Source organism: Streptomyces sp. NPDC057697, from assembly GCF_042799335.1.
Lineage (GTDB): Bacteria > Actinomycetota > Actinomycetes > Streptomycetales > Streptomycetaceae > Streptomyces.
Window position 1 is genome coordinate 195369 of sequence record NZ_JBHVJA010000014.1, and the last position, 17110, is coordinate 212478.

The window sequence follows — 17110 nt, forward strand, 5'->3', positions numbered from 1 at the left end:
ATGCGTTCCATACCCCTCACGTTCTGTGCCGCCGCGGTCGTCGCGGCGACCCTGGTGCCGGCTTCGGCCGCACTGGCCGACTCCGACTCCGGGTCCGCCCAGGAGAAGGGCCGCGTCTCCCTGACGGCCACCCCGTCCTCCCTCGTGCCCGGCGGCGGGACGGATCTGCGGCTGGAGGGCTGCGAGGGCCGCGCGGCCACGGGCCGGTCCGACGCCTTCGTCTCCGAGGCGCGCTTCTCGCCCGCGGCGGACGGCGGTCTCTTCGCCGAGGCCCGGATCAGCTCGGACGCCTCCCCGGGCGACTACGACATCCGGGTCGACTGCGAGGACGGCGCGGGCACCGCGGGAGCCACCGCCACCAGCACGCTCACCGTCGTCGACCGGGGCCGGGCCACTCCGCTCGCCCCGGTCGCGGCGGGCGGCGGCGGCGCCACCCTGTTCGCCGGCCGGGACGCCCGGCAGGAGGGCCCCGGCACCGTGCACGCGGTGATCGGACTGGCCCTGGCGGCCGTCGCGGCCGTCGCCGTCGCGTTCCGCACCTCCCGCCGCCGTCCGGCCACGGACTGACATGTCCGCCCCGGACGGCACCGCGGGCCAGGGGGCTGCGGGCCACGGCACTGCGGGCCAGGGCAGCGCGGGCCAGGGCGCCGCGGGCCACGGCGCTGCGGGTCACGGCAGGCTGTTCGCGGGAGTGGTCTGGGCGGTCCTGCTGCTGGGCCTGTGGCTCTGGGGGCGCGGCATAACCGACGGCTCCGGAGCCGGCTCCGCCCCCATCACCGGCGACGTCGCCGCAGTGGGCCGCCCCCTCGGCGTCCCGCTTCCCCCGCCTCACGACCCGATCGAGGGCGCCGTGCCGGAGCGGGTGGAGATCCCCTCGATCGGCGTCCGGGCGCCCGTGGTCGCCCGGGGCCTGGACGGGAACGGGGCGATCGAACCGCCCCCGTTCGACACGCCCCGGACCGTCGGCTGGTACGGCGGCGGCACCGAGCCCGGGGCGAAGGGCCCCGCGCTCCTCGTCGGCCATGTCGACACCGAGACCCGGCCGGCCGTCTTCTACGGACTGAGCGCGGTCCGCCCCGGCGCCAAGGTCGAGGTCACCCGAACGGACGGCACCGTCGCCGAATTCACCGTCGACGACGTCCAGGTCTTCACCCGGGCACGCTTCGACGCCGACAAGGCGTACGGTCCCCGCCAGGACGGCCGGGCCGAGCTCCGCCTGATCACCTGCGGCGGCACCTTCGACCGGACGTCGCACGCGTACGACGCGAACGTGGTCGTCTCCGCCTACCTGACCGGCGAGAGGTCCACGGGCGACAAGGGCTGAGACCCGGGGTCAGGGACCCCGGCGTCGGCTGCCGCGGGGCGAGCCCGCGCCCGGCACCCCCCCCGGGTAACTCCTCGGGCACCCCCCTCGGTCAACTGCGCCGGTGGCCGCGGCCGGTGCGTACCCCCGGTCCGGAGCGGACGGCGGAACGCTTGCGCGCCCGGCCCCAACTGCACTTCTCCCAGGCCCGGTTGGCGCGGCCGACCACGGCACCGGGTGCCGATCCCGCACCCCGGCCCCGGTTCCCGCCCGGTCCCACTCGCGCAGAAGCCTCGCGCGGGAGAGTCACGCGGAGACGAGGCGGAGCCAAGAGTGAGTTGCCCGACGTATGTGCGGTATGCGACCCCCTTGCGCAAGCCGTGCGCGGCAGCGTACGGAAACGGGCTTCGCGCCGCTCCGTGACCGGTTGGTGACTGTATGACAGTTGTGCGATGACTGTGCGCCGCCCGTGCGGGTAGTGGTTCAAGGTGGCGTCGCGGAAGGCGCCGCGGGGCGCAGGCCCGGCGCGAGGCTTCGGTGCGGGAGGCTTCGGCGCGAAGGGCTCACCGACGAGCAAAGCCCCCTCACGCGTGGTGAGGGGGCTTTGACTCTGCGTGCGCCGCCAGGGACTCGAACCCCGGACCCGCTGATTAAGAGTCAGCTGCTCTAACCAACTGAGCTAGCGGCGCCTGCTGACCTGGAGAACTCTACCCGAAGACGGGGAGTGCTCCTGACCATTTACCGTCCATCACGGCCTGTCGGATGGTCGTTTTTTCACTTCTGTCCGTCAAAATGCGATATGTCAGGAGAGTTGAGACACTGGCGCCCGTGCAGATGCGCCCAAAGATCTTGACGAGTGCGGAGGGGAATCGCATGACTGTGCCGGCTTTCGAGGAGTACGTGCCCGCCATCGACTGCGCCTGTGCGGGGTGCGCCGCGCAGCGGCGGACCGCCGCCGGTGCTCTGCCCGTGCGGTACGGAGGTCATCCGGCCGCACACGGCGCACGCCGCGCCCTGGTGCTGGCCACCGCCGCCGGTGTGGTGCTGAGCACCGGCGCCGCCGAGGCGGTGGGCGCGCCGGGCGACCGGGTCGCGGAGGCGGCCGGGGCCGCCCGGAAGGACACGAGCGGGGACAGCCCGCAGGGCGGGCCCGGACCGCTGCGCGGCGGCGGTGCCTCCGGACCGCCCTCGACCACGACGACCACGCCCAAGCTGCGCACGACCAGCCGGGCCGAGATCATCAACCGCGCGAAGAAGTGGGTGTCGGCGCAAGTTCCGTACAGCATGGTCAAGTACTGGAACGACGGCTACCGGCAGGACTGCTCCGGGTTCGTGTCGATGGCCTGGAACCTTCCGGGCAACGAGTGGACCGGCAGTCTCGCCGCGTTCGGGACGCGGATCTCGCGGGCGGAGCTCCAGCCCGGAGACATCCTGCTCTTCCACAACCCGGCCGACCCCTCGAAGGGATCGCACGTCACGATCTTCGGCGGCTGGACCGACTACACGCACTCCCACTACACGGCGTACGAGCAGACGAAGCCGCACACCCGCAAGCAGACGACGCCCATGGCGTACTGGAGCAACTCCGGCAGCTATGTCGCGTACCGCTACAAGGGCCTCAGCGGCGCGAGCGCGGGCGGCGGCTCGTCGTCGACGGGGTTCCCGGGCGCCGGGAAGTTCGGCCCCGGCGTCAGCAACGCCTACGTCACCCAGCTCGGCAGGATGCTCGTGGGCCGGGGCGGCAAGCGCTTCTACACGGTCGGCCCCGGGCCGGGCTGGGGCGACGCCGACCGGCGCGCGACCCAGGCGTTCCAGAAGGCCCAGGGCTGGAAGGGCAAGGAGGCGGACGGCATCCCCGGCCCCGCCACCTGGCGGCTGCTGGCGTCCGGCACCGGCCGTGACATCCCCGGCGGCGGAAGCGGCGACAGGAACGGAAAGCCGGCCGGTCACAGCGATCCGAACGCGGATGCGAAGTTCCCCGGGCGGGGTCTTTTCCGGCCCGGACAGTCCAACAGCCATGTCGACAGGCTCGGCAAGCAGTTGGTGAAGAAGGGTTTCGGCACGTACTACACCTCGGGACCCGGACCCCGGTGGACCGAGGCGGACCGGCGCAATGTCGAGGCCTTCCAACGGGCTCAGGGCTGGCGGGGCGGAGCGGCCGACGGCTACCCCGGCCCGGAGACCTGGCGGCGACTCTTCGGGTGACACGACGGACATGACGGAGGCGGGTATGCGATCCACGGTGTCGGACAGCTCCGGGACCCCGGAGAACGGAAGGCCGGAGAAGGGGGAGCGGGGGCGGGAGCCGGCCGGGGCCGGCGGAGCGGGCCGGGTGGTGCCGCCCGGACGGGAGGGCGGCGGTCCGGGTACGGGGGCGGGGCCCGAACCGGGCGGCGGACCGGACTCCGTGGTCGATCTGGTGCTGGACCTGGTCCCCGGCGAGGAGCCGGACTCCGTCTTCGGCGCTACCTCGGCCTCGGTGTCGGTGCCGGGGGCCGCGGCCGTCATCCCGTCCTCGCCCTCGGCCCGTACGGCCCCCGAGACCGTCTTCGACTCCCTCCCCGTCTCCGGCGGCGACGGGGGCGGGCGGTCCGGCGGCACGCCGTGGGGGACCGGGCGGCGCCAGGCGGTCATCGCCAACGAGCGGACCGCGACCATCCCCGTCCACCTGCTCTTCCGCGAGGACGCCGCGCGGGCCGACGCGGCCGCGCTGCCGGCCGGGGGGCCGGGGCGGGGAGCCGCGGGCGGCCGCCCGTCGGTGGGGGCGCGGCGGCCGCCCTCGCCGAGGGGGCCGCAGGTACGGCCCCCGACGCGCCCGGCACCGGTCGGCGACCCGCGCCTCACCGAGCGGCCGGGGCCCGCGCTCCCCGGCTGGCTGGCGCTGTTCACCGCGTCGACCGGGGTCGCCGGGGGCGGCGCCGTGCTCTGGTGGACCGGTGTGCTGCCCGCCGCCGCGCTCGCCCGCTTCGGGATCGTTCCCCGCCCGTACGACGGGATCGGGCTCGGTGCCTGGGCGGCGCTCGCCGCGCTGATCTCGCTGGTGCTCTTCGCGCTCGGCGGCCTGAGCCGCGGACGCGTGGGGTACGCCTGGGTGCTGACGCTCTTCGGCGAGTACCGGGGGAGCGTGCGGCGGACCGGGCTGATGTGGATCAGCCCGCTGCTGCTGCGCCGCCGGATCGACGTACGGCTGCGGCACTGGCGCAGCGAGCCGCTTCCCGCCGTGGACGCCAACGGCACGGCGCTGCGCGTCGTCGTCCTCGTGGTGTGGCGGATCGCGGACACGGCGCGGGCGGCGCTCGGGGTCGCCGACCACGAGGAGTATCTGCGCGAGCAGGTCGAGGCGGCGATGGCCAGGGTGCTCTCGCAGCTGCCCGCCGACGCCTTCCACGAGGACGCGCACACCCTGCGCAACGCCGAGGCTGTCGGCGACGCGCTGACCCGGATGCTGAAGGCGGACTGCGAGCCCGTGGGCATCGAGGTGTACTCGGCGCAGCCGACCGGCATCGAGTACGCGCCGGAGGTCGCCGCGGCGATGCAGCGCCGCCGGATCGCGGCCATCGACGCCAAACACCGCGACAGTGTCTTGACTTCGGTGGTCGACGCGGTCGACGACACGGTCAGCCGACTGACCGCGCGGGGCCTGGTGGAGCTGGACGACTACGAACGCAAGTGCCTGGTCAAGGACTTGACGGTGGCCTTCTACACCGGACGCAGCGGCGGAGAGGGGGCCTGAGGGACGCACGGGGCGGGCGGTCCGGTCAAGCGGAATCCAGTTCTCATTGGTCTGGACATGTTCATATCCCGTCAATAATCTAAGTCTTGGTCTAGACCGCAGGACACGCGTGCAGCACAGCTCATGGAACCTCCCCCACGTTCTTGAGGAGCGACAGCAATGCGTAAAAGGGCAAGCGCGGCCGTGGTCGGCCTGGCAATCGCGGGCGTCTCGATGTTCGCGACGAGCAGTGCCAGCAGCCACGGCTACACCGACAACCCCATCAGCCGTCAGAAGCTCTGTGCCAACGGCACCGTGACGGGCTGCGGCAACATCCAGTGGGAGCCGCAGAGCGTCGAGGGCCCGAAGGGCTTCCCGGCGGCGGGTCCGGCGGACGGCTCGATCTGCTCCGGCGGTCATGGAGAGTTCGCCCAGCTCGACGACCCGCGCGGCGGCAACTGGCCCGCCACCCAGGTCACCGGCGGCCAGGGCTTCAACTTCCGCTGGCAGTTCACCGCGCGCCACGCGACGACGGACTTCCGCTACTACATCACCAAGGACGGCTGGGACCCCACCAAGCCGCTCACCAGGGCCGCCCTGGAGTCGCAGCCCTTCATGACGGTGCCGTACGGCGGCAAGCAGCCGCCGGCGACCCTGACCCAGCAGGGCACCATCCCCACCCAGAAGAGCGGGAAGCACATCATCCTGAGCGTCTGGAACATCGCCGACACGGGGAACGCGTTCTACGCCTGCTCCGATGTTCAGTTCTGACGCATAGTCAGTTACCGTGCGGCGCCATGAGGAGCGCAGGCACCGTAGCGGAGCTCGTACAGCGCCAATGGGGCGACCACCGGCCCGGACTGAGACATCGGGACACCGTCCTCACTCATCACCAGGTCGCCTCGGGCGCTGCCGCGCGGGCCGCGCTCCTGGCGGATCTGCTGTCGGCGGACGGCGAACCGCACATCGGGGTGCTGCTGGACAACACCCCTGAATTTCCACTCTGGTTGAGCGCGGCGGCCCTGGCCGGGGCCGCCGTGGCCGGTATCAACCCCACCAGGCGCGGTGCCGAGCTGGCCCGCGACATCCGGCACACCGACTGCCAGGTCCTGGTCACCGAACGCGCCCATCTGCCGCTGCTCGACGGCCTGGACCTCCCGGGCGTCCGGATGCTGGTGACCGACACCGACGCGTACGCCGGACTCCTCGCCCCGTACGCCGGGGCCGAGCCGGGCGACGCGGTCCGGCCGGGCATCGGCCCCGCGACCCGGATGCTGCTCTACTTCACCTCCGGCTCCACCGGCGCCCCCAAGGCCGCGATCTGCACCCAGGGGCGGCTGGCGGCGGCCGGCCGGTCGCTCGTCGACCACTTCGGCGTCCGGCGCGAGGACGTCCACTACATCTGTATGCCGATGTTCCACGGCAACGCGGTGATCGCCGACTGGGCGCCCGCGCTGGCCGGCGGGGCCGCCGTCGCGCTGCGCCGCCGCTTCTCGGCCTCCGGGTTCCTCGACGACGTACGGGCGCACGGCGCGACCTACTTCACCTATGTCGGCCGCGCGGTGCAGTATCTGCTGGCCACCCCCGAGCGCCCGGACGACCGCGAGCACCCGCTCCGGCTGGGCTTCGGCACCGAGGCGGGCGCGGTGGACGCGGCCCGGTTCCGGGAGCGGTTCGGGGTGCGGCTGGTCGAGGGGTACGGCTCCTCCGAGGGCGGCGCGGCGATCCAGCGGACCGGGGACACCCCGGCGCGGGCGATCGGGCGGGCGTCGGCCGGTGACGATCTCGCGGTCGTGGACCCGGAGACCGGCGAGGAACGGGCCACCGCGGTCTTCGACGGGACCGGCCGGCTGACCAACGGGGCCGAGGCGATCGGGGAACTGGTCAACCGGGGGCGCACCCCCTTCGAGGGCTACTGGCGCAACGAGCGGGCGGACGCGGAGCGGGTGCGCGGCGGCTGGTACTGGACCGGGGACCTCTTCTTCCGCGACGCCGAGGGCTTCCTCTACTTCGCGGGCCGCACCGACGACCGGCTGCGGGTGGACAGCGAGAACCTGGCCGCCGCGATGATCGAGAACATCCTGGCCCGCTGGGCCGAGGCGGCGGCCGTGGCGGTGTACGCGGTGCCCGACCCGGTCGCCGGGGACCAGGTGATGGCGGCGCTGGCACTGCGCGAGGGGGCCGCCTTCGACCCGGCCGCCTTCACCGCGTTCCTCGCGGCGCAGACGGACCTGGGCACGAAGATGGCCCCCGCCTTCGTACGGATCGTCCCGGTGATGCCGGTGACGGCGACGAACAAGGTGCACCGGGTGGGGCTGCGCCGGGAGGGGTTCTGGTCCGGGGGGCCCGTGTGGCGGCGGGCCCCGGACGGCGGCTACGCCCCGCTCGGCGCCGAGCGGCTGGCCGCCCTGCTGGACGAGTACGGGGCGCGGGGGACACCACTGCCGGGCGGGGACGCGGCGGCGACGGGGCGAAAGGAGCAGGACTCCCGGGGCGCCTCGTACGGACCGGGCCGGGCCGGATCAGGTACGACCTGATCCGACCCGGCCCGGTCCGCACGGAAGTCCTAGTTCGTCAGGGCCAGTTCCTCCCGCGCGGCCCTCTCCGCCGCGGCCGTCTCCCCTGCCGCGGACCTCCGCAGCAGCGTCGCGGCCAGCACCGCGCCCACCAGGAGCAGCGCGGCCCCCGTCACCGAGGCGTAGTGCATGCTGTGCACGAACGCCTCCCGGCCGACGGTGATCAGCGAGCCGTCGCCCGTGGCCACCGCACCGGCCAGCGTCTTGCGGGCGGTCTCGGGAGCGGAGTCCGGCATGTCCGCGGTGTAGATCGCGGTGGCCACCGCGCCCAGCAGGGCCATCCCCGTCGCCCCGCCGAACTCCTGGCCGGTCTCCAGCAGCGAGGCCGCCGAACCGGCCTTCGCCGTCGGGGCCGTGGCCAGCGCCAGGTCCGAGACGAGCGCCATCACGGTGACGATGCCGCAGCTCATCACGGCGCAGCCGACGAGCAGCAGCGCCAGGGAGTCCGTACCGGTCAGGGAGAGGACGGCGTAACCGGCGGCGGCGATGACGAAGCCGGCGCAGATCACCCGCGCACGGTCGGTCCGCTCGGCGACCGCCGTGGCCGTCGGGGCCGCGGCGCCCACCGCCAGCGACGGGGCCAGGCTCCACAGCGCCGCCTCCATCGTGCCCATGCCGAGCACCGACTGGAGGTACTGCGTGGTGAAGAAGGAGGCGCCCATCATCGCGAACGCGGCCAGGGCATTCAGCCCGATGCCCACCGAGAAACGGCGGTCGCGGAAGAGTTCCCGGCTGATCATCGCGTCGGTGTGGCGGCGCTGGCGCCGGACGAAGAACCAGCCGACGAGCAGCCCGGCGGCGATGATCAGGCCGTTGCGTACGTCGAGCCCGTGCGCGGCGCTCTCCTTGATGCCGTAGACGACCGGCAGCACGGCGCCCATCGACAGCGGCACGCTCAGGAAGTCGAACCGGCCGGGCTCCGGGTCCTTGAACTCCGGGACCAGCACCGGCACCAGGACCAGCAGCAGCACCATCGCCGGCACGTTGATCAGAAAGACGGAGCCCCACCAGAAGTGCTCCAGCATGACCCCGCTGAGCACCGAGCCGAGCGCGATCCCGCCCGCCATGGCCCCCGACCAGATGCCCACGGCCCGGCCGCGCTGCCGCTCGTCACGGAACATGTTCCGCACCAGGCCCATGGTCGACGGCATCAGCGTCGCCCCGCCGATCCCGAGCAGGGCGCGGGCCCCGATCAGCATCTCGGGACTGGTGGCGTACGCGGCGGCGACGGACGCGGCACTGAACGCGACCGCGCCCAGGAGGAGCAGCTTGCGACGGCCGATCCGGTCGCCGAGCGATCCCATCGTGATGAGCAGCCCCGCCAGGGCGAAGGCGTACACATCGAAGATCCAGAGCTGCTGGGTGGCGCTGGGGGCGAGGTCCCGGTCGATGGCCGGGATCGCGAAGAAGAGGACGGAGATGTCCATCGAGACGAGGAGGAGAGGGAGCAGGAGGACCGTGAAGGCGGTCCATTCCCGGCGACCGGCGAGGGGGCCGCGCTCGGCGGTGGTGCTCGTTGCGTTCGTCATGCCAAGGAATGTACGGCTGTTTAAAACGCTTGTCTAGTACGCCTGTGTAAAACATACGGATGTCTAAGACGCTCGTCTGTTCCTGAGGGCAGCACAAAACGCACTGGGCGGTCCACGTGTGTACGTGAACCGCCCAGTGCGTTGTCTGTGCGCCGCCAGGGACTCGAACCCCGGACCCGCTGATTAAGAGTCAGCTGCTCTAACCAACTGAGCTAGCGGCGCCTGCTGACTCGAAAATAATACCTGCTCCCGAGGGGTGCTGATGACACCCCTGCCGGACGGCCCCCGGCGCGGCTAGAGCGCCATCGACAGGAGGACCGGCGCCGCCCGCCGGTTCAGGGTCTCCGCCGCCGCGCGCAGCCGGTGCGCGTCCTCGACGGGCAGCGACAGCGCCAGGCAGCCCGCCGACGCCCCGGCGGTCAGCGGCACCGCCGCGCACACCGTCCCGACCGCGTACTCCTGGAGATCGAGCACCGGGACCGTCGCGGGCTGGCTGTCCAGCTTGGAGAAGAGCACCTTCTCGTTGGTGATCGTCCGCGAGGTGAGCCGGGGCGTGCGGTGGCGCGAGATGTGGTCGCGGCGGCCGTCCCGGTCGAGCTGGGCCAGCAGGCACTTGCCGACCGCGGAGGCGTGCGCGGCGGACCGGAAGTCCACCCACTCGTTGACCGCGGGGGTGCGCGGGCCGTCGGCGTACTGCGTGACCCGGATCTCGCCGTCCACGTACCGGCTGATGTAGACCGCCGCGCCGACCGAGTCGCGCAGCTGCGCCAGGGTCTGCTGGAGCCTGGCCTCCAGGGCCTGCCGCCGGGCCGGTCCGGAACCGATCAGCAGGAGCGAGGAGCCGATGACGTACGCGCCGTCGGTGACCTGCTCCACATGGCCCTCGCGGCGCAGGGTCAGCAGCAGCGGGGAGAGGGGGCCGAGGGGCAGTCCCGTCTCCCGGGAGATCTGGGCGGCCGTCACACCGTCGCCGTGCTCGGCGACCGTTTCGAGAACGCGAAGGGCGTACTGCACCGTATGGAACGGTGCGGTCGGTTCGGGCTTCGACGCCACGGCTTCCCCCCTGCCAGGTTGTGACCGCAAGCTCCGTCCTCACGATAGCCGCCGAGGTCGCCCGCGCGGGCGGCTGTGCGGCGACCCGGCGGAGCGCCCCGCCGACGTGAGCTGGGGCGCATCCGTCCGGCATATGTCTGCGTCACTGTCGGGCGACGAGTGGCGAGGTCACAGCACCGCGTCGAGGAACGCGCGGGTGCGTGCGTGCTCCGGATCGGTGAACATTTTTTCCGGCGGCCCGGATTCGATCACACGTCCCGCATCGAACATGAGTACCTTCTTCGAGACGTCCCGGGCGAAGTTCATCTCATGGGTCACGCAGACCATGGTGATGTCGGTGTTCCTGGCGATGTCGCTCAGCAGGTCCAGCACCCCCGCCACCAGCTCCGGGTCGAGCGCCGACGTCACCTCGTCCAGCAGCAGGATCTCCGGGCGCATCGCCAGCGCGCGGGCGATCGCCACCCGCTGCTGCTGACCGCCGGAGAGCTGGGACGGATGCGCGTCGGTCTTCCCCGAGAGCCCCACCAGATCGAGCAGTTCGCGGGCCCGCTCCTCCGCTTCGGCGCGCTCCATGCCCAGTACGTTGACCGGGGCCTCGGTGATGTTCTGCAGCACCTTCATGTTCGGGAAGAGGTTGAACTGCTGGAAGACCATGCCGATCTTCTTCCGGGCCTCGCGCAGGTGCTTCTCGCTCGCGGGTCTCAGTGATCCGTCGGCCGCCGCGACGTGGGACAACGGACTGCCGTCCACCCAGATCACACCGTCGCTGACCTTCTCCAGCGTCATCAGCAGCCGCAGGATGGTGGTCTTGCCCGAGCCGCTGGGACCGATCAGCGTGACGTGCTCGCCGCGTCGTACCGAGAAGTTCAGCCGGTCGAGCACGACATGGTCGCCGTACCGCTTCACGACGTCGTCGAAGCGGACCAGCGGCGGGCCGGTCTCCGGCGCGGCTCCGGGCACGACGGCCGGCACGGCGTCCAGGGGGAGTGGTTCAGTGGCCAAGGCGCTTCTCCAGCTTTCTCATCAGGAGCGAGGTGGGGTAGCTCGCGACCAGGAAGGCCAGGCCGGCGAGGGTGAATGCCTCGGTGTACGCGAAGTGGTCGGCGCCGTACTTCCGGGCCTCGAAGACCATTTCCTGCACCGTGATCACGGCGAGGAACGGGGTCTCCTTGAACATCGAGATCGCGTAGTTGCCGAGCGCGGGCAGCACATTGCGCACCGCCTGCGGCAGGATCACGGCCTGCCAGGTCCGCCGGGGCCCGAGCGAGAGCGCCCGGCAGGCCTCCCACTGCCCCTTCGGCACGCCGTCGATCCCGGCGCGGTACACCTCGGAGGTGTACGTGGCGTAGTGGACGCCCAGCACCACGATGCCGATGGTCAGCGGCTCGACCGAGCTGAACAGGGCGGCCGCGCCGACCAGTTGGACGAGCAGCGGGGTGGACCGGATGAACTCCATCACCACCCGCACCGGCACCGTCACCCACTTGCTCGGGGCCCGTCCGGCGACCGCGATGGCCAGCCCCAGGACGGCGGCGACGAGCGTACCGAGGACGGTCGCCAGCAGGGTGGTCCGGAAGCCCCCGAGCAGCAGGGGCAGGGCGTCCCCGGCCGCGTTCCAGTCGAAGCCGTTCACCGGGCACCTCCCGCCGTCGAGGCGACGGCCTCGGTGGCGCTGCGGCTGCGCAGCAGCGAGCCCGCGCCGGTGTGCAGCCCGAGCCGCCGTTTGGCGCTCCGCTCCAGCAGGTTCATCAGCAGGGTCAGCGCGTAGGCCAGCACGAAGTAGACGGCCAGCAGGGTGAGATACGCGGTGAGCGTCTCACCGGTGCGGTCGCGCAGCTGCTGGACCACGGTCATCAGGTCGGCGGCGGAGATCAGCCAGAGCAGCGGGGTGCACTTCAGCAGCTGGATCAGCAGATTGGTGAAGGACGGGATCATCTGCACCCAGGCCTGCGGAAGGATCACCTTGCGCATCCGGTGCAGCGGCGACATGTTCAGTGCGACGGCCGCCTCGTACTGGCCGCGCGGCACGGAACCGATCGCCCCGCGCACCACCTCGGCGCCGTACGCGCCGTAGTTGAGACCGAAGGCGACGACACCGCAGAGCAGCGGGTCCAGCTCGTACCCCGTCAGGGTCGGCATCGCGTAGTAGAGCCAGAACAGCTGGATGTAGAGCGAGGTGCCGCGGAAGAACTCCACGACCACGCGCGACACCCCGCGCAGCACCAGCGGCCGGGAGACCGACATCAGGCCGAGGACGAACGACAGGAACAGGGCGGCCAGCGCGCCCAGGACGGTGGCCTGGAGAGTCACCCACAACCCGGAGCGCAGCTGCGGCAGATCGTCGACGAAGGCGGAGAAGAAGTCACTCATGCGGTGCGGTCCGTCCCCGTCAGCCCTTGCACAGAGCGGCCGTCTTCAAGGTGGCCGGGGGGAGCTCGGAGGCCCCGAAGCCGTACTCCTGGAGCAGGCCCACATAGCGCGACCGGTCCGCGACGATCTTCTTCAGCTCGCGGTTGAAGGCGTCCCGCAGGTCCTCGTTGCCCTTGCGGAAGACGGCGCCGCCGGGGCTGTACTGCTTGGTGCCGTCCAGCTCCGGCAGGAAGGCGTCGGTCACCTCGGTGTCCGGGTTGGTCTTCGCCAGCCAGCGCAGCGAGATCCCGGTGAGCAGGAACGCGTCGATCCGGCCGCCCTTGACCGCGTCGGCTCCGTCCTGCGGCTTCTGCAACGTCTTGATTTTGCCGCCGGGGATGCCCGCCCCCTCGGCGTACTTGGCCTCGACGGCGCCCGACATCACGCCGACGGTGATCCCGGCGGCCTTCGCGGACGCCAGGTCGGTGACCTTCTTCGGGTTGCCCTTCCTGACCATCAGGGCGGTGGGGGAGATGAACTCCGGTTCGGAGAAGAGGGCGTTGGCGCAGCGCTCGGGGGTGATAGCCATCCCGGCGCTGACCACGTCGTACTTGCCCGCCTGGAGCCCGGGGATCAGGCCGTCCCACTCGGAGAGCGTGGGCCTCAGCTCGTCGACACCGAGCGCCTTGAAGATCTCCCGGTGCAGGGTCGGCGCCTCGCCCTTGAGCTGCTTGCCCTCCAGATAGCCGTACGGGGCCTCGTTGGCGTACGCGACCCGGACGAAGCCCTGCTTGCGGAGCTTGTCGAGCGCCCCCGCCCCGTCCGCGGAACCCGCGTCGGTCTTGCTGCACGCGGAGAGCAGACCGGGAACGACGAGCAGTCCGCCCACGGCTGCCGATCGGTTCAGAAAGCCCCGGCGGGACAGATTCGTGAAGTCAGCCATGGTTCGCAATCTCCTGGAGGGGTCGAACAGTCCGGACAGGGTGAGCGCCTGCCCGATCCGGTACGTCTATGCAGGAGACGGCCGCATGTAATAGAACGGTGTCCGGAAGGTGACCTTCCCGTGTTCTGTCCGGATGTGCGGCGGGTGGCTGCCGCCGGGCCCATCGCCCGTACGCACACGTCGTGGTGACGGTCAGTCAGTGGCCTGGACGGTGGCCGGCGGGCGGTGCGGTCGGCGGACCGGACCGGGGCGGGTCACTCGCCGGGCTCCCGCACGGGGACGTAACCGCGTTGCTTGTCCACGACGTTGGGCAGCGGCTCCCCGGCCGCCCAGAGTTCGAACATCGCCACGAACTGCTCGCTCAGCCGGTCCCGCCAGCCCGCGGTGTCCCCGCTCATGTGCGGGGACACGATCAGATCCGGTACGTCCCACAGGGGGCTCTCCGGCTCCAGCGGTTCCCGCTCGAAGACGTCGAGTGCCGCGCCCGCGATCCACCGTCTGCGCAGGGCCTCGGCCAGATCGTCCTCGACGACCATCGGTCCGCGCCCCACGTTGATGAAGCGGGCCGAGGGCTGCATCAGCCCGAAGAACCGGGCGTCGAACATCGCGCGGGTCGACTCGGTCAGCGGAGCCGCGCAGATCACCCAGTCGGCCAGGGCGGTCAGCCGGTCCAGGTCCTCGGGGCCGTGGATGGTGCGCCGCGCCGTGCGCCCCACGAGCGCCACCTGGACGCCCAGCGCGATCAGCAGCCGGGTGATCTCCCGCCCGATCGGGCCCGCCCCGACGACCACCGCGCGGCTGCCCGCGAGCCGGGTGCTCTCGCGGTGGCGCCACTGCCGCCGCCGCTGGAGGTCCAGCGTGCCGGGGAGATCCTTGGCGAACGCCAGCACCAGACCGGTCACGTACTCGGCGATCGGCCGCTCGAAGACGCCCCGGGCGTTGGTCAGCACCGTGCCGGAGGCCGTCAGCTCCGGGCAGAGCAGCCGGTCCACGCCCGCGCTCGCCGTGTGCACCCAGGCCGGACGCGGTCCGTCGCCGGGCCAGGCGGCCCGTACCGCGTCGGAGGTGAAGTCCCACACCAGCAGCACATCGGCCGTCGGGAGCCGCGCGGCGAGTCCGGCCGCGTCCGTGTACCGGATCCGGGCCCGCCCGGTCAGCCGGCCGAGCCGCGGCGACGGGTCGGTGTCCAGGACGAGCAGGGTGGGCACTGACATGGGGGACCGTCGCTCCGCTGCCTCTGGGATGTGCGGATTGACCACGCTCGCACCCGGCCCCGGAGCCGTCAACAGGGCACCTCGGGAGTCATGCCATATGGGGGAATACTGGTAGGGAACGGGATGGACGGGCGCGGGCCGTTCCGCCGCGCCCCGGACGGAACGGGAAGGTGACATGACGACCGTCGGAATTCTCTACCCGGGCCATGGCGCGGAGGACGACTTCCCGCGGATGGAGGTCTTGCTCGACGCCGTCAGGCTGGTCGTCCACCGCACCGATGTCGACGAGGACGCCTACACGGCCGACGCGCTGACGCGCACCGGAGCCCCCGAGCGCCTGGCCGCCGGGGTGGAGGAGCTCCAGCGCGCGGGCGTCGAGTCGGTCGTCTGGGCGAGCGGCGGCGGCAGCTTCCTCTACGGCTGGGAGGGCGCCCATGAACAGGGCGCCACCCTGGCGCGGGCGGTCGGCGTGCCCGCCTCCAGCACCTCGCTCGGCTTCGTCCACGCGGTACGGGAGCTGGGCGCCCGGCGGGTCGCCGTCGCCTCCGGCTACCCCGAGCGCCTCACCGGGCTGTTCGCCGACTTCCTGCGCGCCGGGGGCGTCGAGGTGGCCGCGGTCCATGCCGAACCCCTCGGATCGGCCACCGAGGCCGCCGCCCGGGACCTGGGCCGGGTGAAGGAACTCGTCACGGCCGCCGACCGGCCGGAGGCGGACGCGGTGCTGCTGCCCGACACGGCGCTGCACACCGCCGGGCACCAGGCGGAGCTGGAGGAACTCCTCGGCAAACCCGTCCTCACCGGGAACCAGGTCACCGTCCGGGAGGGGCTGCGGCTGGCCGGGCGCCGCGCGTGGTCCCCGGCGCTGGGCAGGCTCTTCGCCGACCGGGAGGCGCCGCCCGCCCCGGTGGCCGCCTGGGGCGCGGGCCGGGAACGCGCCCACGGCCGCCCGCGCGGACGGCCCGCGAAGTAGCCCGGCGGGCCGGGTCCGGGCGACCCCGCAACGGCCCCGCGCGGGGGACCCCGCCCGGCGGAGGCCCCGCGGCGGCGGCCGGGGACGAAGCGGCCGGGAATAAACGGCCGGGGACGAAGCGGCCGGGAATGAACGGCCGGGGACGAAGCGGCCGGGAATAAAACGGAGACCACCTCCTGTTACGCGCTGAGGACGTACGAGCCGGACGCAGGCGCACCACCGAAAGAGGCCAGGACGTGGACGAGATTCGAGGCGACGAGATCCGAGGCAGGGCGGAAGGGACGGCCGGTGTGCCGCTCTCCGTGCTCGACCTGGTGACCGTGGGGCAGGGCCGCACCGCCACCCAGGCGCTGCGCACGAGCGTGGACATCGCGCAACTCGCCGAGCGGCGCGGATTCCACCGCTACTGGGTCGCCGAGCACCACTCCATGCCCGGCGTCGCCTCCTCCTCCCCGGCCGTGATCCTGGCCCACCTCGCCGCCCGCACCGAGCGCATCAGGCTCGGCTCCGGCGGCGTGATGCTCCCCAACCACGCCCCGCTCGTCATCGCGGAACAGTTCGGCACCCTGGAGGCCATGGCCCCGGGCCGGATCGACCTCGGCCTCGGCCGTGCCCCCGGCACCGACGGCGCGACGGCCGCCGCGCTGCGCCGCACCGACCGGCTCAACGAGGGCGCGGACGACTTCCCGCAGCAGCTCGCCGAGCTCACCCGGTTCCTGGACGACGACTTCCCCGACGGTCACCCCTACGCCCGGATCCACGCGGTCCCCGGACCCGTCCAGGCCACGGCCGAGGGCGGCGTCCAGCCACCCGCCCGCCCGCCGCTCTGGCTGCTCGGTTCCTCCGGCTTCAGCGCCCGGCTGGCCGGGGTGCTCGGCCTGCCCTTCGCCTTCGCCCACCACTTCTCGGCCCAGAACACGATTCCGGCGCTCGACCTCTACCGCGAGTCGTTCCGCCCGTCCGCGGTGCTCGACGCCCCGTACGCCCTGATCGGTGTCGCGGCCCTGGCCGCCGACGACGAGCGCGAGGCCCGCCGCCAGGTGCTCTCCGGCGCCCTGTCCATGGTGCGGCTGCGCACCGGCCGCCCCGGCCTGGTCCCGACGCCCGAGGAGGCGGAGGCGTATGCCTTCAGCCCCATGGAGCGGGAGTTCGTCGACGGCTGGCTCGCCAACATCGTCCACGGCACGGCGGACCAGGTCCGCACCGGCCTCGACGACCTGGCCAAGCGCACCGGCGCCGACGAGCTCATGATCACCGCCAACGCCCACGGCGGCGAGGCCAGGCTGCACAGCTACGAGCTGATCGCGGACGCCTACGGACTGCCCACGCGCTGATCCCGGTCGTGGGGGGGGGGGGGGGGGGGGGGGGGGGGGCCCCCGCGCCCCCAGCAGCGGGGGGGCCCCCGCCGCCCGCCCCCCCGCGGCGCCCCCCGGCCGGCCCCCGCGCGCCCCGCCCGCGCGG

General features: G+C 72.7%; 15 protein-coding genes and 2 tRNA genes. 8 read left to right on the forward strand and 9 right to left on the reverse strand.

The features are described 5' to 3' along the window. Both ACFVFH_RS30200 and ACFVFH_RS30205 read left to right on the forward strand, forming a co-directional pair. Positions 1-567 carry a hypothetical protein gene (locus ACFVFH_RS30200; RefSeq protein WP_383774375.1) on the forward strand — a complete coding sequence of 189 codons (567 nt, stop codon included), beginning with the start codon at positions 1-3 and terminating at the stop codon, positions 565-567. 124 nt (positions 568-691) lie between these two features. Beyond that, positions 692-1324 (forward strand): class F sortase, encoded by a 633-nt coding sequence (locus ACFVFH_RS30205; protein WP_383774426.1) that lies wholly within the window; start codon positions 692-694, stop codon positions 1322-1324. Positions 1325-1918: 594 nt separating this feature from the next. Here ACFVFH_RS30205 and ACFVFH_RS30210 read toward each other — a convergent pair. After that, positions 1919-1992 (reverse strand) — tRNA-Lys (locus ACFVFH_RS30210). Between the two features lie 184 nt (positions 1993-2176). Here ACFVFH_RS30210 and ACFVFH_RS30215 point away from each other — a divergent pair. The 4 genes from ACFVFH_RS30215 to ACFVFH_RS30230 all read left to right on the forward strand — a co-directional run bounded on the left by ACFVFH_RS30215 (position 2177) and on the right by ACFVFH_RS30230 (position 7552). Further along, entirely contained in the window at positions 2177-3508 is a 1332-nt protein-coding gene (locus ACFVFH_RS30215) for a peptidoglycan-binding protein (RefSeq protein WP_383774377.1), read from the forward strand. 25 nt (positions 3509-3533) lie between these two features. After that, positions 3534-5036 carry an SPFH domain-containing protein gene (locus tag ACFVFH_RS30220; protein ID WP_383774379.1) on the forward strand — a complete coding sequence of 501 codons (1503 nt, stop codon included), beginning with the start codon at positions 3534-3536 and terminating at the stop codon, positions 5034-5036. Positions 5037-5195: 159 nt separating this feature from the next. Further along, complete coding sequence (locus ACFVFH_RS30225) at positions 5196-5786, forward strand: lytic polysaccharide monooxygenase (protein ID WP_383774381.1); 591 nt, start codon at positions 5196-5198, stop codon at positions 5784-5786. Positions 5787-5812: 26 nt separating this feature from the next. Beyond that, the gene (locus ACFVFH_RS30230; RefSeq protein ID WP_383774383.1) at positions 5813-7552 is read left to right on the forward strand and encodes an AMP-binding protein; all 1740 of its coding nucleotides are present in this window, start codon (positions 5813-5815) and stop codon (positions 7550-7552) included. Between the two features lie 29 nt (positions 7553-7581). Here the strand turns inward: ACFVFH_RS30230 and ACFVFH_RS30235 are convergent, their stop codons facing one another. From ACFVFH_RS30235 to ACFVFH_RS30270, 8 genes are all read right to left on the reverse strand, one after another. Then, positions 7582-9120 (reverse strand): MFS transporter, encoded by a 1539-nt coding sequence (locus ACFVFH_RS30235; RefSeq protein WP_383774385.1) that lies wholly within the window; start codon positions 9118-9120, stop codon positions 7582-7584. A gap of 148 nt (positions 9121-9268) precedes the next feature. Then, a tRNA-Lys gene (locus ACFVFH_RS30240) sits at positions 9269-9342 on the reverse strand. A 72-nt stretch (positions 9343-9414) separates the two neighbouring features. Then, positions 9415-10173, reverse strand: a complete 759-nt coding sequence (locus tag ACFVFH_RS30245; protein ID WP_383774388.1) for an IclR family transcriptional regulator — start codon at positions 10171-10173, stop codon at positions 9415-9417. Between the two features lie 168 nt (positions 10174-10341). Beyond that, a complete protein-coding gene (gene ehuA / locus ACFVFH_RS30250; protein WP_383774390.1) occupies positions 10342-11175 on the reverse strand; it encodes an ectoine/hydroxyectoine ABC transporter ATP-binding protein EhuA in 834 nt (277 codons plus the stop codon). Further along, positions 11165-11806: an ectoine/hydroxyectoine ABC transporter permease subunit EhuD gene (gene ehuD / locus ACFVFH_RS30255; protein ID WP_383774392.1), complete on the reverse strand. Its 642-nt coding sequence runs from the start codon at positions 11804-11806 to the stop codon at positions 11165-11167. The genes ehuA and ehuD overlap by 11 nt, the downstream gene beginning before the upstream one ends. Further along, the gene (ehuC, locus tag ACFVFH_RS30260; RefSeq protein ID WP_383774394.1) at positions 11803-12543 is read right to left on the reverse strand and encodes an ectoine/hydroxyectoine ABC transporter permease subunit EhuC; all 741 of its coding nucleotides are present in this window, start codon (positions 12541-12543) and stop codon (positions 11803-11805) included. Before ehuC ends, ehuD begins: the two co-directional genes overlap by 4 nt. A 19-nt stretch (positions 12544-12562) precedes the next feature. Beyond that, positions 12563-13465, reverse strand: coding sequence for an ectoine/hydroxyectoine ABC transporter substrate-binding protein EhuB (gene ehuB / locus ACFVFH_RS30265; protein WP_383774396.1), 903 nt, complete (start codon positions 13463-13465; stop codon positions 12563-12565). A gap of 254 nt (positions 13466-13719) precedes the next feature. Further along, entirely contained in the window at positions 13720-14679 is a 960-nt protein-coding gene (locus tag ACFVFH_RS30270) for a D-2-hydroxyacid dehydrogenase (RefSeq protein WP_383774398.1), read from the reverse strand. A 175-nt stretch (positions 14680-14854) separates the two neighbouring features. Here ACFVFH_RS30270 and ACFVFH_RS30275 point away from each other — a divergent pair, with 175 nt between their 5' ends. Together ACFVFH_RS30275 and ACFVFH_RS30280 are read left to right on the forward strand one after the other, a co-directional pair. After that, complete coding sequence (locus ACFVFH_RS30275; RefSeq protein ID WP_383774400.1) at positions 14855-15649, forward strand: decarboxylase; 795 nt, start codon at positions 14855-14857, stop codon at positions 15647-15649. A gap of 236 nt (positions 15650-15885) precedes the next feature. Next, complete coding sequence (locus tag ACFVFH_RS30280; protein ID WP_383774402.1) at positions 15886-16983, forward strand: LLM class flavin-dependent oxidoreductase; 1098 nt, start codon at positions 15886-15888, stop codon at positions 16981-16983. Positions 16984-17110 lie beyond the last annotated feature (127 nt).